The sequence below is a fragment of the Bifidobacterium moukalabense DSM 27321 genome (genome assembly GCF_000522505.1).
Classification (GTDB): domain Bacteria; phylum Actinomycetota; class Actinomycetes; order Actinomycetales; family Bifidobacteriaceae; genus Bifidobacterium; species Bifidobacterium moukalabense.
The window spans coordinates 433,918-459,926 of the sequence record NZ_AZMV01000001.1; the positions used below are offsets into that span (position 1 = coordinate 433,918).

The 26,009-nt window shown below is 56.1% G+C and carries 24 protein-coding genes; 13 read left to right on the plus strand and 11 right to left on the minus strand.

All coding sequences use genetic code 11. From position 1 onward, the window contains the following. Positions 1 to 59: 59 nt before the first annotated feature. The 4 genes from valS to BMOU_RS01870 all read right to left on the minus strand — a co-directional run bounded on the left by valS (position 60) and on the right by BMOU_RS01870 (position 5,982). Positions 60 to 2,846 carry a valine--tRNA ligase gene (gene valS, locus BMOU_RS01855; protein WP_034874241.1) on the minus strand — a complete coding sequence of 929 codons (2,787 nt, stop codon included), beginning with the start codon at positions 2,844 to 2,846 and terminating at the stop codon, positions 60 to 62. An 81-nt stretch (positions 2,847 to 2,927) separates the two neighbouring features. Beyond that, positions 2,928 to 4,472 carry an ABC transporter substrate-binding protein gene (locus BMOU_RS01860; RefSeq protein ID WP_034874248.1) on the minus strand — a complete coding sequence of 515 codons (1,545 nt, stop codon included), beginning with the start codon at positions 4,470 to 4,472 and terminating at the stop codon, positions 2,928 to 2,930. 52 nt (positions 4,473 to 4,524) lie between these two features. Further along, positions 4,525 to 5,190, minus strand: coding sequence for an endonuclease III (gene nth, locus BMOU_RS01865; protein ID WP_034874250.1), 666 nt, complete (start codon positions 5,188 to 5,190; stop codon positions 4,525 to 4,527). Positions 5,191 to 5,238: 48 nt separating this feature from the next. Continuing rightward, positions 5,239 to 5,982, minus strand: a complete 744-nt coding sequence (locus BMOU_RS01870; protein ID WP_034874253.1) for a winged helix-turn-helix transcriptional regulator — start codon at positions 5,980 to 5,982, stop codon at positions 5,239 to 5,241. A gap of 169 nt (positions 5,983 to 6,151) precedes the next feature. On the opposite strand from BMOU_RS01870, the gene BMOU_RS01875 reads away from it, so the two are divergent. Beyond that, positions 6,152 to 6,913, plus strand: a complete 762-nt coding sequence (locus tag BMOU_RS01875; protein ID WP_034874255.1) for a hypothetical protein — start codon at positions 6,152 to 6,154, stop codon at positions 6,911 to 6,913. A 117-nt stretch (positions 6,914 to 7,030) separates the two neighbouring features. Here BMOU_RS01875 and BMOU_RS01880 read toward each other — a convergent pair whose 3' ends face one another. The 4 genes from BMOU_RS01880 to BMOU_RS01895 form a co-directional block, all read right to left on the minus strand. Further along, a complete protein-coding gene (locus BMOU_RS01880) occupies positions 7,031 to 7,600 on the minus strand; it encodes a manganese efflux pump MntP (protein WP_034874257.1) in 570 nt (189 codons plus the stop codon). A 362-nt stretch (positions 7,601 to 7,962) separates the two neighbouring features. Beyond that, the gene (locus BMOU_RS01885; RefSeq protein WP_034874260.1) at positions 7,963 to 8,457 is read right to left on the minus strand and encodes an inorganic diphosphatase; all 495 of its coding nucleotides are present in this window, start codon (positions 8,455 to 8,457) and stop codon (positions 7,963 to 7,965) included. 312 nt (positions 8,458 to 8,769) lie between these two features. After that, positions 8,770 to 9,891, minus strand: coding sequence for a sensor histidine kinase (locus BMOU_RS01890; protein WP_235143649.1), 1,122 nt, complete (start codon positions 9,889 to 9,891; stop codon positions 8,770 to 8,772). A 47-nt stretch (positions 9,892 to 9,938) separates the two neighbouring features. Further along, on the minus strand, positions 9,939 to 10,403 hold the full coding sequence (locus BMOU_RS01895; protein ID WP_003844292.1) for a LuxR C-terminal-related transcriptional regulator: 465 nt from the start codon (positions 10,401 to 10,403) through the stop codon (positions 9,939 to 9,941). 879 nt (positions 10,404 to 11,282) lie between these two features. On the opposite strand from BMOU_RS01895, the gene BMOU_RS10855 reads away from it, so the two are divergent. Next, a complete protein-coding gene (locus BMOU_RS10855; RefSeq protein ID WP_137648345.1) occupies positions 11,283 to 11,963 on the plus strand; it encodes an amidase domain-containing protein in 681 nt (226 codons plus the stop codon). Continuing rightward, entirely contained in the window at positions 11,956 to 12,357 is a 402-nt protein-coding gene (locus BMOU_RS01900; RefSeq protein ID WP_003843355.1) for a hypothetical protein, read from the plus strand. The genes BMOU_RS10855 and BMOU_RS01900 overlap by 8 nt, the downstream gene beginning before the upstream one ends. A 143-nt stretch (positions 12,358 to 12,500) precedes the next feature. On the opposite strand, the gene BMOU_RS01905 is transcribed toward BMOU_RS01900, so the two are convergent. Next, positions 12,501 to 14,693 (minus strand): alpha-1,4-glucan--maltose-1-phosphate maltosyltransferase, encoded by a 2,193-nt coding sequence (locus tag BMOU_RS01905; protein WP_034874268.1) that lies wholly within the window; start codon positions 14,691 to 14,693, stop codon positions 12,501 to 12,503. 585 nt (positions 14,694 to 15,278) lie between these two features. On the opposite strand from BMOU_RS01905, the gene oxc reads away from it, so the two are divergent. The 3 genes from oxc to BMOU_RS11170 all read left to right on the plus strand — a co-directional run bounded on the left by oxc (position 15,279) and on the right by BMOU_RS11170 (position 18,595). Continuing rightward, on the plus strand, positions 15,279 to 17,048 hold the full coding sequence (oxc, locus tag BMOU_RS01910; RefSeq protein ID WP_034874270.1) for an oxalyl-CoA decarboxylase: 1,770 nt from the start codon (positions 15,279 to 15,281) through the stop codon (positions 17,046 to 17,048). 84 nt (positions 17,049 to 17,132) lie between these two features. Continuing rightward, positions 17,133 to 18,209: an AEC family transporter gene (locus tag BMOU_RS01915; RefSeq protein ID WP_034874271.1), complete on the plus strand. Its 1,077-nt coding sequence runs from the start codon at positions 17,133 to 17,135 to the stop codon at positions 18,207 to 18,209. A gap of 152 nt (positions 18,210 to 18,361) precedes the next feature. Then, positions 18,362 to 18,595, plus strand: a complete 234-nt coding sequence (locus BMOU_RS11170; protein WP_137648344.1) for a hypothetical protein — start codon at positions 18,362 to 18,364, stop codon at positions 18,593 to 18,595. A 298-nt stretch (positions 18,596 to 18,893) separates the two neighbouring features. Here the strand turns inward: BMOU_RS11170 and frc are convergent, their stop codons facing one another. Next, positions 18,894 to 20,204, minus strand: coding sequence for a formyl-CoA transferase (gene frc / locus BMOU_RS01920; RefSeq protein WP_034874274.1), 1,311 nt, complete (start codon positions 20,202 to 20,204; stop codon positions 18,894 to 18,896). Positions 20,205 to 20,738: 534 nt separating this feature from the next. Between frc and BMOU_RS11380 the strand changes: the two genes are divergently transcribed. The 7 genes from BMOU_RS11380 (at position 20,739) to BMOU_RS10865 (ending at position 25,265) form a co-directional block, all read left to right on the plus strand. Next, on the plus strand, positions 20,739 to 21,191 hold the full coding sequence (locus BMOU_RS11380) for a hypothetical protein (protein WP_200864813.1): 453 nt from the start codon (positions 20,739 to 20,741) through the stop codon (positions 21,189 to 21,191). Positions 21,192 to 21,767: 576 nt separating this feature from the next. After that, positions 21,768 to 22,172: a MarR family winged helix-turn-helix transcriptional regulator gene (locus BMOU_RS01930; protein WP_200864814.1), complete on the plus strand. Its 405-nt coding sequence runs from the start codon at positions 21,768 to 21,770 to the stop codon at positions 22,170 to 22,172. A gap of 1 nt (position 22,173) precedes the next feature. Continuing rightward, positions 22,174 to 22,764 carry a nitroreductase family protein gene (locus tag BMOU_RS01935; RefSeq protein WP_051428856.1) on the plus strand — a complete coding sequence of 197 codons (591 nt, stop codon included), beginning with the start codon at positions 22,174 to 22,176 and terminating at the stop codon, positions 22,762 to 22,764. A gap of 258 nt (positions 22,765 to 23,022) precedes the next feature. Further along, complete coding sequence (locus tag BMOU_RS01940; protein ID WP_034874280.1) at positions 23,023 to 23,922, plus strand: radical SAM mobile pair protein B; 900 nt, start codon at positions 23,023 to 23,025, stop codon at positions 23,920 to 23,922. Beyond that, positions 23,915 to 24,253: a DNA-formamidopyrimidine glycosylase family protein gene (locus tag BMOU_RS11780; protein WP_412093558.1), complete on the plus strand. Its 339-nt coding sequence runs from the start codon at positions 23,915 to 23,917 to the stop codon at positions 24,251 to 24,253. Before BMOU_RS01940 ends, BMOU_RS11780 begins: the two co-directional genes overlap by 8 nt. Positions 24,254 to 24,280: 27 nt before the next feature. Next, entirely contained in the window at positions 24,281 to 24,766 is a 486-nt protein-coding gene (locus tag BMOU_RS01945) for a YjdF family protein (protein WP_235143650.1), read from the plus strand. 367 nt (positions 24,767 to 25,133) lie between these two features. After that, positions 25,134 to 25,265 (plus strand): recombinase family protein, encoded by a 132-nt coding sequence (locus BMOU_RS10865; protein ID WP_137648340.1) that lies wholly within the window; start codon positions 25,134 to 25,136, stop codon positions 25,263 to 25,265. 276 nt (positions 25,266 to 25,541) lie between these two features. Here BMOU_RS10865 and BMOU_RS01950 read toward each other — a convergent pair whose 3' ends face one another. Further along, positions 25,542 to 25,898 (minus strand): hypothetical protein, encoded by a 357-nt coding sequence (locus BMOU_RS01950; RefSeq protein WP_034874284.1) that lies wholly within the window; start codon positions 25,896 to 25,898, stop codon positions 25,542 to 25,544. Positions 25,899 to 26,009 lie beyond the last annotated feature (111 nt).

Below are 26,009 nucleotides of genomic sequence, written 5' to 3' on the forward strand. Positions count from 1 at the left end.
GATACGTTTTCTCCCTCCTACGGATCAGCCCGTAGGAGGGAGAAAACGTATCCGCTACCTTAGTTCTTCGGCTTCTTGGCCGGCGGTTCGCCGAGCTCGCTGTCGGCCACGATCACGTCGATCGCGGCTTCGGCTTCGGCCTTGGCGGCTGCCGCGGCATCCTTGGCGGCCTCGGCGGTCTCCTTGATGACCTTGGCCGCAGCGGCGGCACCCACGAAGGAGATACGGCCCACCACGCGGCCGGCCTCGGCGATATCGCCCAGCGCACTCTCGATGGAGTTGCGCACGTCATCGGAGACGCCCAGCTTCACCGACAGAATCGGGGTCTTCATCGAAACCTTGGCCTTCGACTTGATGCCACGCAATGCGGCCAGAGCCTCACCGGCATGGGTGAGCAGCTCCGGAGACGCCTTGAATGCGGCGGACGCATAGGTTTCGGCCTTCGGCCATGCGGCGCGATGCACGGAACCCTCGCCCTCATGCATCCAGCTCCACACCTCTTCGGTGGCGTACGGCAGGTACGGGGCCAGCAGACGCGTGAACGCATCCAAGCCCAGGCCCAGAGCCGTACGCGCGGACTTCACGGCCTTCTCGCTTGGCGCGTTGCCGGTGGAATCGGCGGTGCCGTAGGCACGGTTCTTGACCAGTTCGATGTAATCGTCGCAGAACTGCCAGAAATAGTTCTCGATGACCTCAAGAGCCTTGGAATGCTCATAATTGTTGAGATTCTCGGTGGCTTCGCTCACCACGAGGGCCATCTTGGCCATGGCGGCACGATCCAACGGCTCGGTCACATCGGCCGGATTCCAGCTTGCGGTGGCCGAAGCGGCCACATGATGGTTCTCGTCCTCACGGCCGATGGCCAACGCGAACTTGGTGGCGTTGAGCAGTTTGATGGCCAGACGACGGCCAATCTTCATCTGGCCTTCGTCGTACGTGGCATCCAGGCCCAAACGGGCCGCCGCAGCCCAATAACGCACCGCATCGGCGCCGAACTGCTTGATCGGCTTGTCCGGCACGACCACGTTGCCCTTGGACTTCGACATCTTCTTATGGTCCGGATCGAGAATCCAGCCCGACAGTGTGGCGTTGGCCCACGGCAGGCACCTGTTCTCGAGATGCGCGCGATCCACGGTGGAGAACAGCCAGGTGCGGATGATGTCCTGGCCCTGCGGGCGCAGGTCCATCGGGAAGGTGGCGTTGAAGATGGCTTGGCTCTCCTCGCCCGGCTCCTCCCAGCGGGTCACGATCTGCGGGGTGAGCGACGAGGTGGCCCAGGTGTCCATGATGTCCCGCTCGGCGGTGAAACCGCCCGGCACGTCACGCTGGTCCTCGCTGTAGCCTTCCGGCACGTCGTCGGTCGGATCGATCGGCAGAATGTCCTCGCTCGGCACGATCGGATGATCGTAGTCGGCGGTGCCATCCTCCTTCACCGGATACCACAGCGGGAACGGCACGCCGAAGAAGCGCTGGCGGGAGATCAGCCAGTCGCCGTTGAGCCCGTGCACCCAGTTCTCGTAGCGCACGCGCATGAAGTCCGGATGGAAATTCAGCTCCCTGCCCCGTTCGATCAGCTCGGCGTTCAGCTTCTGGTCGGTGCCGCCGTTCTTGAGGTACCACTGGCGGGAGGTGACGATTTCGAGCGGCTTGTCGCCCTTCTCGTAGAAGTTCGTCATACGCTTGGTCGGCGTCGGCTCACCATCCAGATCGCCGGATTCACGCAGTGCGTCGACGATGATCTTACGCGCGGAGAACGTGGTCTTGCCGGCCGTCTCCTGGAAGATCTCGCGTCCCTTGCCGTCCTCGATCCAATCAGGGGTGTCCATGACGATGCGGCCGTTGCGCTGGATGATGGAACGCAGCGGCAGATTCAGGTCACGCCACCATTCGACGTCGGTCACGTCACCGAACGTACAGCACATGGCGATGCCGGCTCCCTTGTCCATCTCCGCGGCCTTGTGCGCCAGAATCGGCACCTTCACGTGGAACAGCGGGGAATAGACGTACTGGCCGAAATACCTCTTGTAACGGTCGTCGTCCGGGTGCGCGATCAGCGCGCCACAGGCCGCCAGCAGTTCCGGACGGGTGGTCTCGATGTAGATCGGGGTGCCGTCTTCGAAACGGAAGGCCACCCTGTGGTAGAAGCCCGGATATTCACGCGATTCCAGCTCGGCCTGGGCCACTGCGGTCTGGAAGGTCACGTCCCACAGGCCCGGAGCGTCCTTCTGATAGGCCTCGCCACGGGCCAGATTGCGCAGGAACGCCTTCTGGGCCACGCGCTGCGGATGCTCGCCGATGGTGTGGTAGGTCTGCGACCAGTCGATGGACAGGCCGAGGGAACGCCACAGCGCCTCGAACTGCTTCTCGTCCTGGGCGGTGAGCTTCTCGCACAGCTCGATGAAGTTCTTGCGGGAGATCGGCACCTGGTCCTTGGCATCGATCTTCTTGCCGTCGGTGCCCTCGAACGGCGGAACGAAATCCGGATCGTACCTCAGGGAGGTATCCACGCGCACGCCGTAGTAGTTCTGCACACGGCGTTCGGTCGGCAGGCCGTTGTCGTCCCAGCCCATCGGGTAGAACACGTCGAAGCCGTTCATGCGCTTGAAACGGGCGATCACATCGGTATGGGTGTAGGAGAACACATGGCCGACGTGCAGATGGCCGGAAACGGTGGGCGGCGGGGTGTCGATGGAATAGACGGCCTTGCGGTCGCGGGTGTTCCGGAACTTGTAGACTCCGCTCTCGTCCCAGACTCCGCGCCACTTGTCTTCGAGACCGTCCACGCCGACCTTGTCGGGCAACGGCGTGAGGTTCGCGTTGATGGTATTAGCTTGGCTTTCAGTCATAAGCGTTAGTCTAGAAAGCGATTGTGACAACTGGCGTCAATATGGACGATTCTCGTCAATCGCCGGAATATCGCGGAAAAATCAGTGCAACGAGACCCTGTTCAATGGCAGCAGACGGTCGGTCAGATTCTTCGGATAACCCTGCAGCTTGTCGGAGACCGCCATGAAGTTCTTACGCGTGTACAGCCAGTCGCAGGCCGCGTTCTCGCTGACGGTTCGCGCATAGGTGCGCATCCTCTCCTGATAGTCGTTGTCATTCGTCGCGGCAAGCGCATCCGCATAGGCCTGCTGGCAATCGCCGTTTTCGAAGTGGAACACCGATTGGCCGTCGGTGAAGACGGAGGCATCGTCCTCACCGCTCATGGTGGTCAGCGCGATCGTGTAGCCGCCGTCGCTGATGCGCTGTTGCACGGTGGCGTCATCGAGGACCTCCATGTTGACGGAGACGCCGAGCTGTTCGATCTGCTCCTTGACGGTGTTGCCGATCGTTTCGTACTGCTCGGGTATGAGCAGATCGATGGTGCCGATGTAGCCGGTGCCGAAGTAGGAGCGCAGCTGCTGCGCCTGCGAAAGGTCGTGGGGGAACAGCCCCGTCAGATCCTCGTAGCCGTCTTCCAGAGGGCTGATCGGCCCTCCGAGCGCACCATAGGAGTCATTGGCGGAATCGGCGATCGTCTGCGCGTCGATGGCATAGCGCATGACCTTGCGCATTTGCTGGTCGGCCAGAATGGATTCGTTCGCGTTGTTGAACGCCAGCATCACCTTGTCGAAGCTGATGCCTGAGTCGGCGCTGATGCCGCGCGTCGCGTTGAGCGTGTCGGCGGCGTCGGCGCTGAGCGGCAGGGCCATGCTGATTTTGCCGCCTTTCATGGCACTGGCCAGTGAGCTTTCGGAGGAATAGTAGTACAGGGTGATTTGCGAGGAGGCCGCCTTGGTGCCCCAGTACGAGTCGTTGCGCTGCAGCACGATTTCGGATTTCGACGCGCGCGCCACGGTGAAGGGGCCGGATCCGATGGCGGTTTTCGCGTAGTCATTGTCGCCTTCCTCGTCGTACACGATGCCGGCCCGCCCGCTGAGTGCGCGCAGCAGTCGCGGATTCGGCTTGGACAGGGTGATGACGAGCGTATGCGCGTCGGGATTGTCGACCTGCTGCAGTCCATCGAGCTGATCGGCATCGACGTAATGGTTGTTGACCGCGTTCTGCAACGACCAGACCGCATCGGCCGAATCAAGCGTGTGACCGTTGGAGAACTTCACGTTGCCGCGCAGGGTGAAGGTGTAGGTCAGACCATCGTCGGAGACCTGCCATGATGAGGCCAGTCCCGGCTGGAGCTTGTTGGTCTCGCTGCGGGAGACCAGTGTCTCGTAGACGTTGCCGAGCAGCGCCTGCTCCACGGCATGGCCCTGCTGGGTACGGATGTCGAGGGATTCGGGAGCGTCACGCAGGCCGATCGACACGGTGGAGTCCGAGGTGAGTGTGCTGAATACCGGAATCGGATTGCGCCGGTTCGCCAGCGACCATCCCAGCCACAACATCACGCTCAGCGCGATGGCGACGCCAAAGAAAATCAGCCATCGTGTAACCGCGTCGTGCAGGTCGCGCTGCTTCTTCCCGTTCTTCTGCATATGCCCGAGTGTAGTGGACGCATACTACACGGGCATTGCTCCCATACCCTATCTACACCTTGAACGCACTCGGGCAGGTGTCGTTCAACGGGCAGCCGAGACAGTCCGGTTTGCGGGCATGGCAGGTGGCCCTGCCGTGCAGAATCAGCCGATGGGATAGATCCGTCCATTCCTCAGGTGGAAAGCATGCGGTGATCTCGCGTTCGATGGCCACCGGATCAGGTGTGGGCGAGGTCCAGTCGCTGCGCCAATGCAGGCGGCCGGTCACGCGGATCACATGCGTATCGACGGGAAAACCCGGCTTGCCGAAGGCGTTGCCCAGCACCACATTCGCGGTTTTGCGGCCGACTCCGGGCAACGCGGTCAATTCCTCCATCGAATCGGGCACTTTGCCGCCGTACCGTTCGCACAGGTCATGCGAGAGACTGATGATGTTCCTTGCCTTGGTTCGGTAGAAGCCGATGGAGTGGATGATGTCCTCAACCTGTTCGGGATCGGCGGATTGCAGTTCGGCAGGTCCCGGAAACAGCCCGAACAGCACGGGCGTGACCATGTTCACGCGCTTGTCGGTGGTCTGGGCGCTCAACACGGTCGCCACCAGCAGTTCGAAGGGGCTGGTGAAATTCAGCGCGCACTTCGGCTCGGGAATCGTCTCGCACAATTCCTCATATTCGTGATGCATGCGTTTCAGGCGCGCTGCTTTGGATTCTCGTGGCATTGCCCATGATTGTACTCGGGCCGCCTTGCGATTGCGGCGTTTTACGCGTTACGCCTCGCTTGGATCGGCATGTGCGGCGCTCGCCTTGGCGGCGTTTTCGCCCTCCTCTTCTTCCGGAGGGTCGAAGCGGTAGCCGACATTGCGCACGGTGCCGATCACATGTTCGTATTCGCCGCCCAGCTTGGCGCGAAGCCTACGGATGTGCACATCGACGGTACGGGTGCCGCCGTAATAGTCGTAGCCCCATACTTCCTGCAGCAGCTGTGCACGGGTGAACACGCGCCCCGGGTGCTGCACGAGGTACTTGAGCAGTTCGAATTCCTTGTAGGCCAGATCGATCGGGTGGTTGCGCAGGCTTGCCGTGTAGCCGTTGGTATCCACGACCAGATCGCCGGAACGGATGAGCCCGTCCTCGTTCTGCACACCGGTTTCGGTGGCTCCGGCGGTGGCTCCCGTCGGAGCGTTGCCGCGTTCCGACACCAGGCGCAGACGGCCCTCGACCTCGGCCGGGGAGGCGGTGGAGACCACCACGTCGGCGATGCCCCATTGGGAATTGACCACGGTGAAGCCGCCTTCGGTGAGGATCAGCACTATCGGTGTGGACAGTCCGGATGCGTGGATCAGGCGGCAAAGCGTTTTCGCGGTGGCCAGATCGTCACGCGCATCGAGAAACAGAATCGTGTTCTCCGGCATTTTCACCAGGCTCGCCGCATCCATCGGCAGCACGCGCACACGATGCGAAAGCAGGGCGAGGGAGGGAAGTACTGTGGCGGGGTCGCTAGCGAACGTCATAAGCGTAAGGTCCGTCACGTTAATCCCCTTTGGTTTGTTACTGATGCCGCGATTGTACTCTTGTGGTGTTACCGGCGTTTCACTGATTGTATCCGCATGATGTGGACACTTGCGGCTACATTGGTTCCTAGCACATACGGTTTGACCACATAATGAAAAGGGGGCTGAGATGACCGCATCTGATGCCGCGACTCGTCCGCAAGATCTCAGGGGATCCTTCGGTAAGGTTTTGGCGATACAGATCGTCGCCTATGTCGTACTGGTCGCGTTGGCGCTGGTTCCCGGCATCTGCTACGGGAACCCCGACAATCCCGCCATCGTCTCGTATACGGTCGTCGCTTCGGTCGCGATGATCGTGCTGCTGACGGTATTCAGTCCATTCCGCGACGGCGCTGCCGGACATGCGATCTCCGTGATCGCGGGTCTGCTGTCGGTGGTGTGCGCCACGACGATGATGTTGGGACGCGTGATCTTCCCCACTGACTTCGCCCATCGCGACACGTTCTGGATGCAGGAGGGCTGGATCGCCGGCGTCGGGGGATTGCTGGTGCTGCTGATCGTGGTCGCGTTCGGTCGTCAGATGGCCCGTGAGAACCGTACGCATCTGATTCGTTCGTTGTCGCACAATGTGGTTGAGGGCGTTGCGATGATCTCGTCCGCCGGTTGGTGTTTCCTGCCGACGATATTGCCGTTGGTGCATAACGGCGAGAATGCGGCCTCCACTGAATACGGGTCGACATTGGCATGGGCGCTCGCCTCGGCGGTGACGCTGGCCATCATCGTGGCGTTCGGCGTGTGCTCCTACCTGTGGCAGCGCGACGCCGACCCCGATCCGAAAGCCAACAAGCCATGGATCGGTCTTGCATTGGTGCCGGTCATGCTCGCCGGTGCCGCGGTGGGCATCGCCTCCCTCGCCACCGTCATGTTCTGAAAGATGTTCTGAAACCGAATGCATGGAAGGGGTCCGCAATCATTGCGATTGCGGACCCCTTCACCATAAATGCCGATGGGCCGGCCGTTGCGAGAAACGCAACCGAAGGAGGAAATCCTAGAGCACCAGCACTCCCAAATGCTCCAGCAGAACCTTCACGCCGATGAGAATCAGCACCACGCCGCCGGCGATCTGCGCCGGCTTCTGCCAACGCGATCCGAACACACGGCCGATATACAACCCAGCGGCTGAGAACAGGCCGGTGGTCACGCCGATGATGATCACGGCAATCCAGATGTTGAGCGACATGAAGGCGAAGCTCACGCCGACCGCAAACGCGTCGATGCTGCATGCCACGGCGAGCGGCAGCATGTGACGCCAATCGAATTCTGGAGTCTCCTTGGTGTTCTCTTCATCCTCGCCGAACGCCTCACGCACCATGTTGCCGCCGATCAGGGCGAGCAGACCGAAGATGATCCAATGATCCACGGCGGTCACGTATTTGCTGAAGGTGGAGGCCGCGAAATAGCCAAGTAGAGGGAAAAGCGCCTGGAATCCGCCGAACCATAGGGCGGTTTTGCATGCATCGATGCCGCGCAGTTTCTTGATGGTCAGGCCTTTGCCGATGGAGATGGCGAAGGCGTCCATGGATACGGAAACGGCGATGAGTAGGGTTTGAATCAACATAGCTGGTTTAATAGGTTCATCCCGCCGGTCTCCCCACGGGATGGGCCTCGACGGTTCGTTATTTCCGCCTACGCCTAGGGGTACCGACATAGAACTGCCGCACGCGGGCCAATGGCTTCCAGCGGGCTTTGAATTCAGCGAATACTGTTCGCATGCCGTGAATTACAAGACCCCACTATAGCGCATCCCGCGAAGATATGGCCATGTGACGGCCCGAATCATCCAGCCGCTGGATGATTCAAGCCGCTGGATGTGTCCTGAGCGGGATGATTCCTCCAGCGACTGTGGGGGTTCAAGCCGCTGCGGAAACGGAAAAGGCCCGCCGATTGACATCAGCGAGCCTTACTCATTGTGGAAAAGAATCACTTCTCGGATTCTTCGAGGCGCTTGCGGGCGGCCACGATCTCTTCCTCGGCCTTGGCGACACCGGTCCAGTAATCGCCCGGCAGGACTTCCTTGCCCGGCTCCAGAGCCTTGTACTGCTCGAAGAAGTGCTTGATTTCAGCCTTGTGGTACTCGGAAACGTCGTCGACGTCCTTGATGTCATCGAAACGGACATCGGCCGGCACGCACAGCACCTTGTCATCTCCGCCGGCCTCGTCGACCATGTGATACAGACCGACGGCGCGGCACTCCACCACGCAGCCCGGGAACACGGAATTCGGAATCATGACCAGGGCGTCGAGCGGGTCGCCGTCCTCACCCAGAGTGCCATCGATGTAGCCGTAATCATCCGGGTAGCCCATGGAAGTGAACAGGGTGCGGTCCAGGAACACGCGACCGGTCTCGTGATCCACTTCGTACTTGTTCTTGGAACCGCGCGGGATCTCCACCACGACGTTGAAGGTTTCTGCCATTTCGTTTCTCCTTGAGATGGGGCAGGTTGTATTTCCGATACCCACAATACCTCTTTCCGCCGAAGTACGGCAGGCACGTCATGGGTAAAGATTTCTGTGACAGCGGGATGACATGGAGGGGGAATCCCTGCATAATAGCTACGCGTATGAACGACAGTGACGGAAATGAGGTTGAAATGCGGCGTCAAAATCATATCTTGAGACCGTGTATGGGTAAATGGGCGAGCACAGTTCTAACGGCATTGCTCGTCATTGGCTCACTGCAGATTGTCCCTGACGCTCCGGCGCGTGATGCGATGGGAGCGGATACGGTTACTCATTACATTGAGTGCCCGTCGTGGCTGCCGAAGTGGATGTGTTTATGAGTGGGATAGTGACAGTTGCCGTCCATAGGTGGTTTGCGGACCGGATAGTCATTGACCCGCCGTGCGCTTGCAGAATTTCCTGATAACGCAGTAGCCCGATAGTGGTAGGTTCCTCAGATTCGGAACGGGAGTTGATCGGAGCGTCGCATACGGAAATGACGATATCCTTTCCGGGGTTGCCGAGTGTAACGAAATAGCCTTGTTCTGGATCGGCATGTTTGATGATGTTGGAGAACAGTTCGTTGAGAATATCGAATAGCAGCTCGCCGTTTTCTTCGGACAGGCATTGCAGGTCAGTGATGGAGTTGATGATTTCACCTTGGAATGACAGTTGGCCCAATTGATGTCGTGCCTCGGAGATGATTGAGTCCAACTGCCTGAGCTGATGTGTATTGTTCGTAAGTGGCACGGTCTCCGCTGAATCGTCCGCGGCGAGATAGGAGATGACCTTACGCGTCTGTGACAGGGATTTTTGCAAAACAGTTCGGATTTCTTGCATGTCGGTCTTGGAGGGCTGCGTGTGTGCACGTTCGTCGATGAGCCGAATCGCGTAGGTGAGGTTGTTACATGTTCGGTCATGCAGCTCAATGGCCGCTTTTTGGCGATGCTTGAGTTGCATGAGCTGCCTGAGCCTATCTGCGTTTATCTGTGATCGGTGCAGAATGGAACCGGCGAAACAGCAAAGCATCAACGTCATGAGAAGGAGCAGCGCATCCGACCGATTGATTGGCATATGCCTTGCATAGGTGACGGAAATATGCAAGGCGAAGTATAGAAGGACTGCGCTGATGCCGTATGACAATCGGTTGAAGCCTAGTAGTGTGATTGCCAACATGCATCCGAAGATAAGGGCGGCGGATACGTGGAAAGGAGTGACAAGGCCGATCCAGGAGGTGAGGATGACGAGCCAGCTTCCCGGGATTTTCCATGTTGCCGCCAGCAGAAATACGACCACTTCACCGATACAGAGCATCGTATTCCAGTGTGCATAGGCTGGCATGATTTCCAGTCGTGTCTCGTCGATCAAGAAGATAAACAGGCACAGGAGGTAGAGGATGCTCGTCGCCATGGAGAAGCTGTTGCGGCGAATATGTTGTACCGACTCGCGAATGCGAGTTATAACAAATCGTATTTGTCGCATAATGTCAGTGCCTCGTTGCGGTTGTTGACCTTTAGTTTTCTGAGAATCCGGTGAACGTGGGTGAAGACCGTGTTATGGCTGATTCCAAGATCCTCGGCAATGCCCATGGTTGTTTGACCGCGTTTGTATCGATTCAGGATATCCCGCTCTTGATTGCTGAGTGCGGGGATGGATGCTGATTCACGGCTAAGGAGACGATGAGCTGTTACGGAATCGAGGAAACGATTATCGATAGGTTTTCCCTGAGACACCTGATCTAAGGCCGGGAGCAGTTGCTGCGTGAGACTTTCCTTCGCCAACAGTCCCTGAGCGCCAGCCGAAATCACATCGTTCTCATAGCGTTCCGTGGAGTAGGCCGTAATGCAGAGAAGTCCTATACTGCCGGTTTTCTGACGGATTCTGCGGCATACGATATCTCCGTTGATATCGCCCAAGGCCATGTCGACAATGAGTGTGGTGGGAGTTTTTTTGGCCAAATAAACAACGGTGAAGCGTCTCGGCTCCGGAAAGGGAGACCCAGGCGATGGTGTAGTTACTCGTGGCACCGCTTATCCACTGGGACAGCAATCTCGCGGACCAAACATCGTTATCGACCAGTGCGATGTCAGTGCAGCTTTCTCCTATCACAGTGAGTAATGATAATGCGGTTGACAGCCTTTTGCCTGGAGAAGGGGAGTGGGTAGGGGTATTCCTTTTTTTGTGTAAAGAAATGCGTTACATCTCCTTCGTGAAATGGAGAATATCGGCTAGCCTGATGGTCGCATCGTTGGTTAAGCACCGTTTGCGGTCATGAGAACATGAAGTTATCCATGTGGATATCGAAATAAAGGGAACATGGCTTAGTTAAGGGGCGATGCTGTTGCAAAGAGAATCTGGAGGGTGGCGAAATGCCAAAGTATATTGCAGCGTTTCTGACTATGGTCTTATTGCTTGGCGGAACAGCGCAAGTTGCAAGCGCCGAGTCTGATATAAGCCAAGGGCAAGTTCAAGAAATTCTAAAAGAATATAATGATTCATTACAATCTGCGTATTTTGCCTCTAACTCTCGGTCCAGTCAAAAATGTGCCAGTTACTGAGAGCACACGTCAGGCTGAAGGCCTGCGAACTGAAAAATGTAAATATATCTTCAGAAGAAATAAGTGCGCGCCATATTGACGATGGGTATGAAATACAAGCAGATGTCACAGTCGATTCAACCGTAAAGCCTGAGGAAGGGACCATAATCTATACTGCCGGACAGCAGCGTGAAATTATGACGACTTCATGGACGGACAGGCATGTGCTGAAAGTAGTTCCATCGGAAGGGGGGATGGGACATTGTGTCTGACAAGACAATTGATGTAGCTGACGAGGGGAATGAGTCTCAGACTTCTGCAGAAGATACGCTTTCCGATGATGCACAGCCATCATCTACCGATGAGAAAGGCGCTTGGTCAAGCAGAGCCTTGGACATGGCTAAAAGAAATTTCGGTGATAATTCAGCCGGGGTAAACTATATAACCTTGTCGAGATACGCTGATACGTGGACGAATAAACAGCATGAAAAACAAATGAATCCCAAATATCCTGTTTTTAAAAACGGGAATTGTGCCAATTTTGCTTCGCAGGCGCTTCATGAGGCAGGCCTTTCGGTGACTCATCTGTGGAATTATTCGACGGTTAGTCCTGAACTTTTGACAACAAAATCGTGGATGAATGCAAACAGTAATTATTACTATATGAAAAACTACTCTCATTCTTACACAAGTCTCGATAATGTTTGGAAGGCTTGGCAAGGTAGCTTATTGTATGTTGACTGGGATTCAAAGGATCAGAAGAATGAGATTAATCATGCGATGGTTGTAATTGGTGTAGTAGTAAAGAACGGGAAAGCAAATCCTGTTATTTGTCAGAAAACGCCAAATAGAAATAGTATAACTTTGACTGAATCCTTGGAAAATGCTCATAAGCAGAAGAGGTATAACATGATTTGGTATGGGCTGCAGTACAAATATGAGTAAGAAACATATCAATATGACTAAGAAACGTATCGTGGCCATTGTGTTGGCGGTGTATTTCTGCCTTCTCGGGGCATCGTATTTCGGGTTACACCGGGCGCAGGATGACTGGCAGATAGCGTATTTGAGGTGGGATCAGGCTACGTTGATTTCCGGTGAAATTGGCGATATCAAAGCATTGAAGGCATCCTTGAAGGAAGCGGGGGCCAGGCCTGAGGCATCGGGATATTCCAGTCCGCCGGATACGAACAGTCTGCTGATTTGGGACGTGTGGATAACATGGTGGAATACACGTAAGAGCTACTACGCCGTCAACGACGAAACCGAGCAGCATCTTGACTATACGGATGCGGTGCTCAACGATCAGTGCCATTTGGAGCAAAACAAGTCGGAGTGACGACAGCAAAGCAACAGGAAATGAAGCGGGTGGCCGAATCGGAATCAACGATTCGGCCACCCGCTTCATTGTGGCGGTTGCGTTCGGGAGGCCGGGCCTCGGAGCGCAACCGCCATGCGTCTTGCGTTAGCGCATCAGCGACATCAGCGGACGATGTGGAGCACGTGCGCCACGTCCGCCCATGGGGCGAGCGAGACGAAGTTGTCCCAGCCCCACGCGAAATCACGTCCGGTGAGTTCGTCGCGCACATGGGCGCCCCACTTCGGGTCGATGCCGAAGTCGGGCATCTCCAGGTGAATCACCGACTGGTGCGCGTTGTGCCCGTCGAGGTTCACCACCACGATCAGCGTCTCGGGCTTGCCGGTGCTCGTCAGCTCGGCGGGGGTGTGGCGGGCGAACGCGAGGATGTTCGGGTCCGACGACGGCAGGACGCTCACATTGTGGTAGCTGAAGGCCTCCACGTGTTCGCGGCGAATCCTGTTCAGGCTGGTCAGTAGCTCGGTGATGCCGTACTTATCGGCATCGGCCCAGTCGCGTACCTTGACCTCGTACTTCTCGTTGTCGATCTGCTCCTCGAAGCCGGGGCGCTGCCTGTTCTCGATGAGCTCGAAGCCGTTGTAGATGCCCCAGCTCGGGCTTCCCATGGCCGCCAGCACCGCGCGCACGGCATGGCCCGCCACCCCGTTGTCGCGCACGTAATCGGTGAGGATGTCCGGTGTGGTGGGCCAGAAGGTGTTGTGCTGATAGTAGCCGTCGTCGCCGTTGGTCTCCAGCAGGTACTTCTCCAGCTCCTCCTTGGTGTTGCGCCACGGGAAGTAGCAGTGCGACTGGGTGAAGCCCACATAGCTCAACGCGCGCATCATGCCGGGGCGGGTGAACGCCTCGGCCAGGAACAACGTCTCGGGGTGCTTCTTGGTGACCGCCGCGATCACGTCCTGCCAGAAGCGCACCGGCTTGGTGTGCGGATTGTCGACGCGGAAAATGGTCACGCCTGCGGCGATCCACAGGTTCATGATGCGCTCGACTTCCTTTTCGATGCCGGGCATGTCGGCGTTGAAGTCGATCGGATAGATGTCCTGATACTTCTTCGGCGGGTTCTCGGCGAACGCGATGGTGCCGTCGGGCTTGGTGCGGAACCAGTTCGGATGTTGCTTGACCCACGGGTGGTCTGGCGAGCACTGCAGGGCGAAATCAAGCGCAATCTCAAGACCCAGCTCATGGGCGCGCTCGCAGAACGCCTTGAAATCATCCATGGTGCCGAGCAGCGGATCCACGGTGTCGTGGCCGCCCAGCTCGGAGCCGATGCCGAACGGGGAGCCCGGATCGTTCGGGCCGGCGATCAGTGAATTGTTGCGTCCCTTGCGGTTGGTCACGCCGATGGGGAAGATCGGCGGCAGATACACGATATTGAAGCCTTCGGCGGCTGCGCGCTCCAGGCCGGCCAGAGAGGTCTTGAGATCGCCTTGCACGATCTTGCCGTCGTCGCCATAGTGGGCGCCTTCCGAACGCGGGAAGAACTGATACCATGCGGCGAAGCTGGACTTCGGGCGCTCCACGCGGAACCGCTGCGGATTCGATTCGGACAGGCCGTCACGCAGCGGATTGGTCTCATGCAGACGCTGGATATCGGCCGTCTCGGCGGCGGCGAGGCGCTCGGTCGGAGGCAATGACCTGTCGGCCATGGTCTTGGCGGCCGCCTGCAGAATCTTCTTGTCGGCGGCGGCTAGCTTGGAATCCTTGGAGCCGGCCCAGCGGGCGAGCAGTTGCGCGCCGCTTTCCAGCGCGTTCTCCACGTCGTCGCCCACCTCGACCTTGATGGCGGCGTCATGCAGCCAGGACCGATACGTATCCTCCCAGCCTTCGATCACGACATTCCAATCGCCCAGCTGGCGCTTAACGGGCGCGTAGTCGGCATCCCAAGGCCTGAGATCGCTATGTTCCCCGATTCTGACCATCGCCTCCCAGCGGTCCAGACCGGGGTTCGTGCAAGTCATCGGGGTGCGGCTCACTTCGCGGCCGCGGGCGTTGCGCACCGACACGGTGGCGCCGGCTTTGGTGCGGCCCTCGATGAATACCTGGGCAGTCACCGTGAATGGTTCCCCGAGCTCCACCCTAGCGGGGAACAGACCGTTGTCGGCGGTCGGGGTGATATCCATGACGTTGACGCGCCCGAACTGTTCCGGTACCGTGCGTTCGATGATGGGCGCAGGAGCCTCTCCGACCACCTGCGGTACCGCGGCCTTGGCCTTGGTCGTACGACGTTTGCGGACCGGCTTCCCCTCGGTCGCCGATGCTGCCTTGCTGGTGTGCGCGGACGCGCTCTTTTCTACTGCCATACCGCCGATTATAGAGGAGTGATATTCCCGAAGGGAACCTTATACACCCCTAAATCCGTTTTTAGCGAATAACTTTGACGATTGCGTCGGATGAATCATTTGTTGTGAATGACTTGCCCCATATCGACCCCAAAGTCATCCGCAACACATCGAGGAGGACGTCGCACCGTCCGCGTCCTTTGAGCATCGCCGCCACCGCACAGACATGTACCGCGACTCGCGTCGGACCTTCGACCGGTTCCTACGACGATGAGCTCGAGCGTGTCGGGTGGCAACGGCCGATGAGATGGAGATGCCGAAAGCGGGAGTGCCGCTCATGCCGGTGTCTGCCATAATGGTTGCCGCGCTAGTTGCGGGAGCGTTCATGCCGTTTGCCGTACGGCGTCGGTAAGGGGTATTCCGTCCATATGTGATGGGGGTATCAAACAGGGGTTTTCCGATACCCTCCAAAAGTGTTCAAGCATATGGCTTCAATACAGGGGAATCGTTGATTTTAAGCCGCAAACGAACGTTTTTTTACTACCGACGAATTCACATTTTTACCTATTTACAATCATGGCGTTGTCGTTTTGATTGGAGGAAACAATGACAGACGAAAACGAGAATGCCCAGCGTCAGGATCTGACCGATTCCCCGCACTACCTTGCACGGGTGCTGATGGAGAACGGCATCAGGAACATGTACGGTGTGGTCGGTATCCCGGTCACCGACTTCGCCCGCATCGCCCAAGGCATGGGCATGCGCTTCATCGGCATGCGCCATGAGGAGGATGCGGTCAACGCGGCCGCGGCCGATGGATTCATCACCGGCAGGCCGTCGGTGGCCCTGACCGTGTCCGCCCCAGGCTTCCTCAACGGCCTGCCGGCATTGCTTGAGGCGACCATGAACGGTTATCCGGTCATTATGATCGGCGGCTCGTCCACCCGTCACGTCGTGGATCTTTCCGAAGGCGAATATGAGGGCCTTGACCAGATGAGCTATGCCAAGCAGTTCTGCAAGGCGTCGTTCCGTGTGGACAGGATCGAGGATATTCCGCTGGTCGTGGCACGCGCCATGCACATCGCCTCCTCCGGTCGCCCGGGTGCCGTGTACATCGATTTCCCGGATGACACCGTCGCACAGACGCTGAGCCAGGATGATGCCGATAAGCTGCTGTGGACCGCCACCGATCCGGCTCCGTCCATGCCGCCGGCACGCGAATCCATTGATGCGGCGCTGGAGCTGCTTCGCCAGGCCAAGCATCCGCTGATGGTCATCGGCAAGGGTGCGGCAATCGCGCACGCCGAAGAGGAAGTGCGTGAATTCGTCAAGAAGACCGACATTCCGTTCCAGCCGATGTCCATGGCCAAGGGCGTGATTCCGGACGATGATCCGCACAGCACCGCCAGCTGCCGCTCCCTGGCCCTGGGCAACGCCGATGTGGTGCTGCTGGTGGGCGCGCGCCTCAACTGGATGCTCTCCTTCGGTCAGGGCAAGCTGTGGAACAAGGACGTGAAGTTCATCCAGATCGACATCGATCCGGAAGAGATCGAGAACGCCCGTAAGATCGCCGTTCCGGTGGTCGGAGACATCAGGTCCGCCATGACCATGCTCAACGGTTCGCTGGCTGAGTTCCCGTTCAAGGCCTCCGAGGAATGGCTCGGCATGCTGAAGGAAGCCGGCGCCAAGAACGTGGCCAAGTTCGCGGCGAAGGAAAACTCCGATCAGGTGCCGATGGGTCATTACAACGCACTTGGCGCCATCAAGAAGGTCTACGACCGTTACCATGAGGACCTCATCCTCACCAATGAGGGAGCCAACTCGCTGGACGACTGCCGTAACATCATCAACATGTACGAGCCGCGTCATCGTCTGGACTGCGGTACGTGGGGCGTCATGGGCTGCGGCACCGGCTATGCCATCGGCGCGGCGGTCTCCACCGGCAAGAAGGTGCTGTACGTGGGCGGTGACTCCGCCTTCGGCTTCGACGGCATGGAAGTGGAAGTGGCCTGCCGCTACAACCTGCCGATCACCTTCGTGGTGCTCAACAACGGCGGCATCTATCGTGGCGACTTCGAGAACCTCGGCAATGACGGCGATCCGTCTCCTCTGACCCTGACCTATGAGGCCCACTACGAGAAGATGATCGAAGCCTTCGGCGGCAAGGGCTATTACGCCACCACCCCTGAGGACGTCGAGAAGATGGTCGGCGAGGCCGTTGAATCCGGACGTCCGAGCTTCGTGCACGTGCAGATTGCACAATATGCGGGCAAGGAATCCGGCAACATCGGTGCACTGAACCCGAAGCCAGTGGTCGGTCCTCTGGTTGATTCCGAAGTCACCTCTCACGACTACGTCTCCGGCGCACGCATGTAACTAGGTGAGTGCAAGTCCGCGGGCGCGCGACTGGTGGAATGCGTGCGCCCGCGGGTCTGTGCTCCAGATTGAAAGAACTGAATAATGGTAAATATTCTGATAAACGACATTGTGCCGATCATCGTCATCATGGCACTGGGTTACGTCTGTGGCAAATTCAGTTACTTTGACGACGATCAGCGTCAGGGACTCAACAAAGTGGTGCTTAACATCGCCCTTCCTGCGGCACTGTTCGTCTCCATCATCAAGGCCACCCGCGAAATGCTCGCACAGGACGCAACGCTGACCGCCATCGGTTTCATCGGCGTCATCGTCATGTTCATGGTCTGCTACTACCTGTGCCGCCTGCTGTTTCACCGCAGCATCCAGGAAGCGGCCGTCGCCGCGCTGATTGCAGGCTCTCCGACCATCGGATTCCTTGGATTCGCAGTGCTCGACCCGATCTACGGCGACACCGTGAGCACGAATCTGGTCATCGCCATCATCTCCATCGTCGTCAACGCCGTGACCATTCCTATCGGCATGTACCTGATCAACCTCGGCCAGGCCAAGGACCGTGCGAAACTGTCCGCCGAAGCCGTGGTCGATGTGAAGGGCGATGTCACGGTCGATCCGTCCAAGGATGCCAAGGCGGATAAGGACGCCGAGCTTTTGGTGCATGGTTCCTCGAATGCGGGCAAGAAGAAGAACGGCAACCTGCAGGCGCTGCTCAACGCATTGAAGCAGCCGGTGTGCTGGGCTCCGTTGCTGGCCATCATCCTGGTGCTGCTGGGCGTTCACGTGCCGGACCAGGTGGCTCCGACCTTCGACCTGATCGCCAAGGCCAACTCCGGTGTGGCCGTGCTCGCCGCCGGTCTGGCACTGTCCACCGTGAAGTTCTCGCTCGGATGGGAAACCATCTGGAACACGTTCTTCCGTCTGATCCTCACCCCGGCCGTGTTTCTGGGCGTCGGCCTGCTGTGCGGCATGGGCAGCGATCCGGACAAGATCTCCATGCTGGTCATGGCTGTGGCATTGCCGCCGGCCTTCTCCGGTATCATCATTTCCAGCCGCTACAACATCTATGTCAAGGAAGGCGCTTCGACCACGGCCGTTTCGACCGTCGTGTTCGCGGTCACCTGCCTGCTGTGGATCTGGCTCGTGCCGTTCTGCGTGCACTGAACCGTTTCGTGAATCTGCAAGGCCCTGTACCTTTCGGTGCAGGGGCCTTGTTGCATTGTGGGGCCTGGGTATGCGTGGGAAGATTAGGACTGCATCAAGCCCCTGTACCTTTTCGGCTTGATCCACTTGACGGTGATGGTGCGCTTCGCTTCATGGTAGGGAAGCCGCCGAACCGGATTATGCCGGATTGCTCCGGAGATATCGAAGGGACTGGAGCCGCTGAGGAGAGGGATGGGGTTCCTTCATCGCCGTCGGTCATGCACGATCCGCCGGAAATGGTTGTATTGGCGATCGTGCGCGATCGCTCCTTCAAGACCCGTGGCCTTGATCTCCAAAAAGCGCTGTTTTCCAAGGACCACAAGCTGCCTGGAGGATCAATATATTGAGATGGAGAGCACCCGTCGTGCACGGTTTTATGGGAAGGGCCGTTTGACGAATCATGCACGAACGATGCCATGATGACGGCGCGTGATAGGCGCGCAATCGTGCGTGATCGCCTATCGGAAGCGATTTGTCCGGCTCGGTGCGGGAAGGTCCCTCGTAGCAGGCGTGCATATAGAAGAGCGGAACTGACGTGGCGGTAGAGGCAAACCATATAGCTAGGCATATAAAGGATGGGGATATGAAAAGAGGGCCGAATCGGAAGGATTCGACCCCGCGGAAAGTCGTGACGAGCGGCAAAGGCTACTTCAGATCGGCCTTCACTCCGTCATTGCTGCCGATGACACCGTTGGAAAGCAGCTCGGAGATCTGGTCATCGCTATAGCCCAGGCCCTTGAGGATCTCTTCGTTGTTCTCGCCAAGCTTCGGTGCGCGCTGATAGTCAGGCGTGAAGTTGCTCATGGTGAACGGCATGCCGATGGTCTTGAAGTCGCCACGGGCATCCTGCTGATCGATGGTGACGATGGTGCCGTCATCGTTCAGGTCCGGATCGTTCTCCAGCTCATACCAATCCAGCACCGGGCCGACCGGAACGCCCTTGGCGCCCAGTTCCTTGGTCAGCGTGTACTTGTCGTACTGCATGGTGTATTCCTCGACGCGCTTGTACACCTCCTCCTTATGCTCATCACGAGCGTTGGCGGTGTTGAAGCGCGGATCGGTGATCCAATCCTCGAAGCCCATGGCGTGGCAGAAGTTCTCGAAGCCCTTCTTGGACTGCTGAATCACGATGTATACATAGGCGTTCTGGTCGGTCTCCCAGCCCTTGGCGCGGTAGCACCAGCCGAGCACCAGGCCGCCTTCGGCGTTGGCCGCACGCGGAATGGCCTTGCCCCACTTGTAGTTCGGATAGCAGTCGTAATAGGAGAGCTTGCCGAGACGATCGAGGATCAGCTGATCACGCAGCTTGACACGGCACAGGTTCAGCACGGCGTTCTGCATGGACTGATAGACGTAGCAGCCCTCGCCGGTGCGCTGGCGCTGCAGCAGTGCGGACAGGATGGCGATCAGCAGATGCATGCCACTGTTGGAATCGCCCAAAGCCGCACCGGACTGGGTCGGCACATTGTGTTCGCCGTCATACCAGCCGGTGGTGGAGGCCGCGCCGCCGGCGCTTTGAGCCACGGGCTCGAAGGCCTTGACGTGTTCGAAGCGGCTGCCCTTGTTGAATCCCTTAAGGGACGCCATAATGCAGCGAGGATTGATCTTATGCACTTCGTCCCAGCCGAAACCGAGCTTCTCGACGTCTCCAGGGCCGATGTTCTCGACGAAGACGTCGGCATCCTTCAGCAGATCGGTGAGGATCTTCTTGCCTTCCGGATCCTTCATGTTCAGCGTGATGGACTTCTTGTTGGCATTGAGCTGAAGGAAGTACAGGGAATAAGATCCGTCCACGTCGTTCATTTCGTTACGCGTCGGGTCTCCGCCCTGAACCTTCTCCACCTTGATGACTTCGGCGCCCATCCAGGCGAGCATCTGTGTGCAGGAAGGACCGGACTGCACCTGCGTCCAATCGATAACCTTGATTCCTGCCAGAGGAGCGGTATCTTGTGTCATTGTGACCTCCTTGTTGTAGTCAGCGAGGTCAATGTATCCCGCTGAACCTTGGAAATTTCAGGGATTTCAGCCTACAGAAACAACCTTCGGCTTTAGGTGAATCACGGAGCGTGGGAGTACCCCCGACAAGTATGGGGATACAGAGATGCGGCGACAGGGATGACAAGGCTTTTGGATTGCCGGTGAAGAGGCCGTCGGAAGTCGTTCGTCTTATTTTCGGTCTTCCCGTGGAAGGAAAGAGAAAGGAAAGAACCGGGATCAAAAGGTCAAGACTTAACCTTGACGGGTTTGTGACCATGATGGACAGCATATATTTTCCGCATTATCGGGTTGATGATTCGACCGATAGGGAATAATCTGATTACACGAATATCGACGATGAAGTCTTTGACATAGGCAGGGCAGGGGAATATTCAAATAAAACACATGCTTGACATTCTTTGGATCGTTCATTGGGAATCGAAATTTAGTATGAAGATGTATGCCGATAATTTGCCCTTTCAAAAATGCATGTCAATAACAAGGGTGAAATAAATGTCAATTTTAAGTGAAAAGCAGATAAAGTACGGATTCGATTATCATCATAAAGATGAACCGCATCCCAAAGATATTGTGGAAGTGTCGGAATATAACGGTGAAAACGCATTGACAATAAACTGTACCCAATTGGATGGCGTCTCTGCAGTCCGATACAGGACTTCGAAAGAGAGAAGGCGAGTTCTGCAAGAATGGTGCGATTTCCTGTTGCGCAATACAACCGCATTTACGGAGTTGTCATTTGGAACAAGGATGCCTCAGGAGTTATTCGATGCCGTCTGTGCACAACGAAATCTTAAGAAACTATACATAAAATGGGGCGTATATCCTGACATCTCCAAGATCTCAGATCTTGAAGAACTCGAATGTTTGCATATAGGATCCGGTGCAGGCGTACAAAGCATAGAGCCTATCGCGCACTTAAAAAAATTTAGTTGCTTTGTCAATTGAAAACTTTCAGAAAATCAATGATTATAGCTTGCTTAACGGATTGGAAAACTTAGAGAGTCTTTCCATTGAAGGCGATAGTCTGAGTCCTCAATATATCCATGTGGAGTCATTGGATTTTTTGCACAGTATGAATCAACCACGATTTTTCAGGTTTGTGACTGTACGACTAAGGAGCAAGGATTATACTCCCGTCTTAAGTCTTAAGAATGTCGAACACTTGAGTTTAAGGCCATGCAAAGAGGTAAAAGAACTATATAGCGACATAATCGGATTACCTAATTTGAAGTACGGTTTGTTGATTGATAGGCCGGAACTTTATGTGAAATAGCCAATACACCATTCATTCGTCCTACTGTTCATCGGTGAGGATGCCTTGGCCCGCCTTGATGGACGGCGAGCAGTGCCAGACACGGTCCTTGCCATGTTCCTTTATTCGCACTCCGTTCATTGACGAGAGAGATTTCATTTGCTACAATAGTATAGAAATTGACCGTAAAGGAATGTACGAATACGGAGACCGATGAATGACGAAAGAGGATAAAAAAGAACGCATACCTATACTGCAAGTTTCGGGACATGCAGTTTGCCATGTATGACGCGTATGCGAAACGGCACGGGATGCTGATGAAAACGCTGCTTGTCGTAAACGCAGTGTTCTATGCCACGGATGGCCTGACGCAGCGGAATATTTGCGACAAAACCTTCCAATCAAAGCAATCGGTAAATCTTGTCATTAAAAACCTGCTTGTAGATGGCCACGTCACCGTAACGGAAGTGCCGGAGAACAAGCGAACGAAGATCGTGCGAATGACCGAATCGGGCCGTACTTATTATGAAAAGGTCGTACGGCATATCACATGGGCTGAAGATACTGCCATGAGTATGTTCACGCCAGAAGAGCAACGGCAGCTTATCGATCTGTCCCGCACCTTTACATGCAATCTTGAGAAACTGATAACGAACGAAACGGAAGAGGTCTGAAATGGAGTTCTACGATGTAATCAACAAGAGAAGAACCGTCAGAGAGTTTCTGGACAAAGAGGTCGGTTTTGAAACGGTCAAACGGATCCTGGAAGCAGGTTATAAAACTCCGACATGGAACCATAATCGCAACTGGCATTTCATCATTTTGAAAACAGATGAAGAGAAAGAAGCCATTCTTGAATATGCAAAGAAAAAATCCTCTAAATTTGACGAGGAAAAGTATTTGAATATCCCGAGGCCCTATCCGATTACGCTCGGTCAAAAAATGTTCGCTCATGCCATGCCGAGGCAGTATTCCATGTTGGAAGATGCGCCGTACGTCATCATTCCCGTATTTCGGTCAAAGGATGTCAGCGGCGGAAGTTTTTCCAAGCTTAATCCTTTTGCTACGATTTGGTGCTCCATAGAAAACATATTCCTTGCCGCAACCGCCGAAGGATTGGCCTGCTCCATGAGGATTCCGGCCAACGAGGAGCATGACGATGTAAAAAAAGAAGCTGAAAGTGCCGGCAACCTACATGATGCCCGTTTTCATCGGGATTGGTTATGCCGACCCCAGCGAAAAGGAATTGGAGCAAACCGCCCCTGATTTTGAGAAACAGCTACATTTCGGCAGTTGGAAATAATTGAATATTTAAGTGGTGATTTATTTTATAGAATTTAATGATGCAATTAATAACGAAGAACAATCTGTGAATGGACTGGCCGTAATGTTGATTTCGATATCGTCAAGCGGATTATTGAAGCCGACATGAAAGCTTTCTCTTAGGATCACTGCCGTGTCCGGCGGTTTATTGTGCTCCGCACGAGAGGGGAATAAGCATATTCGCATGAGAGGCTGGTGACTATGGTGGAACCAATTATACAAGAAGTCGAAGTCAAAACCGTCCTTACCAAGTCTAACCTTCCGGTGAGCGACTATTCGGTCAATCCCTATGTGGGATGCACCCATGCATGCAAGTACTGTTATGCCAGTTTTATGAAGCGCTTTACCAACCACCCGGAGGAATGGGGTGCCTTTCTCGACATAAAGTATTGGCCGGAAATCAAGCACCCGGAGAGATACCGCGGAAAGGAACTATTCCTCAGCTCGGTTACAGACCCCTATAATCCGCAGGAAGAAACATACCGACGCACGCGCTCCCTCCTGGAGCAACTGCAGGGCAGCGGCATTAAGCTGAGCATTCAGACAAAATCCGATCTTGTGTTGCGGGATATTGATTTGATTGAAACGTTCCCCGATGCACGAGTGGGCTTTTCCATCAATACGCTGGATGAAAGCTTTAAGGACGACATGGATCAGGCTGTCAGCATCGAACGAAGGATTGCCGCGATGAAGAAGCTACATGATGCGGGCATCCGCACCACTTGCTTTATTTCGCCCATCTTCCCTGGCATCACAGACTGTGAGGCAATCATTGACCGTGTAAAGGATCAGTGCAATCTGGTGTGGCTGGAGAATCTCAATCTCCGTGGAAGCTATAAGGGCGTGATTATGCGGTACATCAGAGAAAAGCATCCGGAGCTCACCCCGCTGTATGAAGAGATTTACACCCATGGCAGCAGGCTCTATTGGGAAATGCTCGATGCAGAAATGAGAGCATACGCCGAACGCGTCGATCTTCCTTATGTCCGAAATGATGACGGTATGCAGAGGCCGTTTGAAGCGCCGCCGGTCATCGTCAACTTTTTCTACCATGAGGAGATCAGAAAATCATCCCGTCCGCAAGCAAAGGGTCATGCCTGAGCTGCCGGAAGTTGAAACGATACGGAGAATAATAGAGCCGCAAGTCACCGGTCGGATGCTGGACGCTCGAAAATGCCGCCATCGTTTCGCGTGTCCATCCGGGAATTCCTCCGTCGTCCATGGCGCGCCTGTGGCGTGGAACCGATGTCGAGTCTACCAAAACGTTGCCGTTCCCGAACCGTTGATGTTGGCTATTTGGCTTACAATGGTTTGGCGGCGTTACCGCCGACGAAAACAAGATGATTGCCGATTGTGGGCCAGAAGCCCAGATCGGCGATGCAAAGATAAAAACGCAACGCATGCAGAGATGTGTGCCAGAGCCGGTAGGTAGCCCGGCCGTCACGGGGAAAGAGCATCCGTGGTAAGTAACCTGCCCCTCCGGGTTGTCCGTTCTTTGTCCATCCATCAAATTCGAGGAGGGATTGTCATGGACAGGGCAATTGGAAGACTGACGGTGTATTTCGAGGAACCGTTCTGGGTGGGCGTGTTCGAAAGGATTGAAAAGGACCGGCTATCTGTGGCGAAAGTGACCTTTGGCGCGGAGCCCAAAGATTATGAGTTGCATGAATTCGTGTTGAAGCATTTCTACGATTTGCGATTCAGTCCGGCGGTGCGGACCGTGACCAAGGAGACGAAAAGGAATCCGAAAAAAGCGCGGCGTGATGCGAGGAAACAGATGAAGGACACTGGCATCGGCACGAAATCGCAGCAGGCGCTGAAGTTACGGCATGAGATAGACAAGCGGACCCGGAAGACGGAGGGCAGGGAACGGAGGCGGGAGGAGGAAGAGCGTCTGTTCCTGTTGAAGCAACAGAAGAAGAGGGAGAAGCGCAAAGGACATTGAAATCCATTGGGCCGCGGCTTCCATGTAAGGATGCGCCCCGAGTTTTCCGGTGCTTTCTGGCGTTCCAATGCCCGATGAGCGCCAACTGGTTTTTGGACGACTGGAACGACACAATCCTTAAATATTGCACCAATGCAACATGCAACACTTAGTGAATCCGATTGGGCCCGTCGGAACGCGTCGTGGCGCATCCTGGAAACGGAGGTTTCCGGAGTAAAGGGCTGGCTAGCCGCCATGTCTATGGATGAGGTTCTGTGTGATTTCCGTACCTCGTTCCCGACACTCCGGCGGAAAGTGTTCCAAAACCCGTCCCATAATCAATGTTCCAAAACTCCATGCTTGAGATGGATAGTGGTATATGGCGAGCATGATTTACGGATACGCGAGGGTCAGCACCGGCGACCAGACCACCGACCTGCGGCAGGACGCGCTCGTGAAGGCGGGCCGCGACCGGATTTTCACCGACGTGGCGACCGACACTATGTGTGAAGGCCGGTGAATTCCGCTCATTGCGCTTGAATACTGTCGGAACGGTCGTCCGTTCCACGAACGATTGTGGTGTCGGCCTGTTTTCCGAATCCTTGCTCGGACGAACTCTGCCGTTGTCGGAAGACGGCAATATGAGGGAACGCCGCTCCCTGAAATATCGGAGAACATAACGATTGGAATATGTTTGCACCGGTATGGGCGCATACGCCTGCCTTTGGAATCAGGAACCGGATTCGTCGAGTGGGCCGTTCGGTTCGTCCGGACAGTGATGATCGGTGGTTTTCCTTCAGAGCAGGCTGAACAGCAGGGCGGCCATCGCCACGATGTACAGGACGAATAAGATCCGAATGAGCGTCGTCGTCGACCCTCTGCCCGAGGGACGGCAAGCGATGGCGAGCAACACGATTGAGACGGCAACCAATGCGATTGCGATCCACCACAGCACCATGGCGAATCGCGACGTCCCGTGAAGCCGACCGGCGACGAACAGTACCGTGGAAAGCGCCATCAGCATGCCGTTGAGCCTGACCGAGATATCCGATGTATGTTCATGGCGGACGAATGCCAGGTATGCCGAAATCATCACCGCTAGGATAATTCCTATCATACCGGCCCAAGATAGTATCTGATGAATGGTATCCATGACTACCGCCTTTCACCGTTTTGCATAATCGAGAAAACGGGATCCACTGGGATCTTCTTGTGTTTAATTGTATATAAAACGATGAGCGATACCCCCTCTGATGCATGCCTC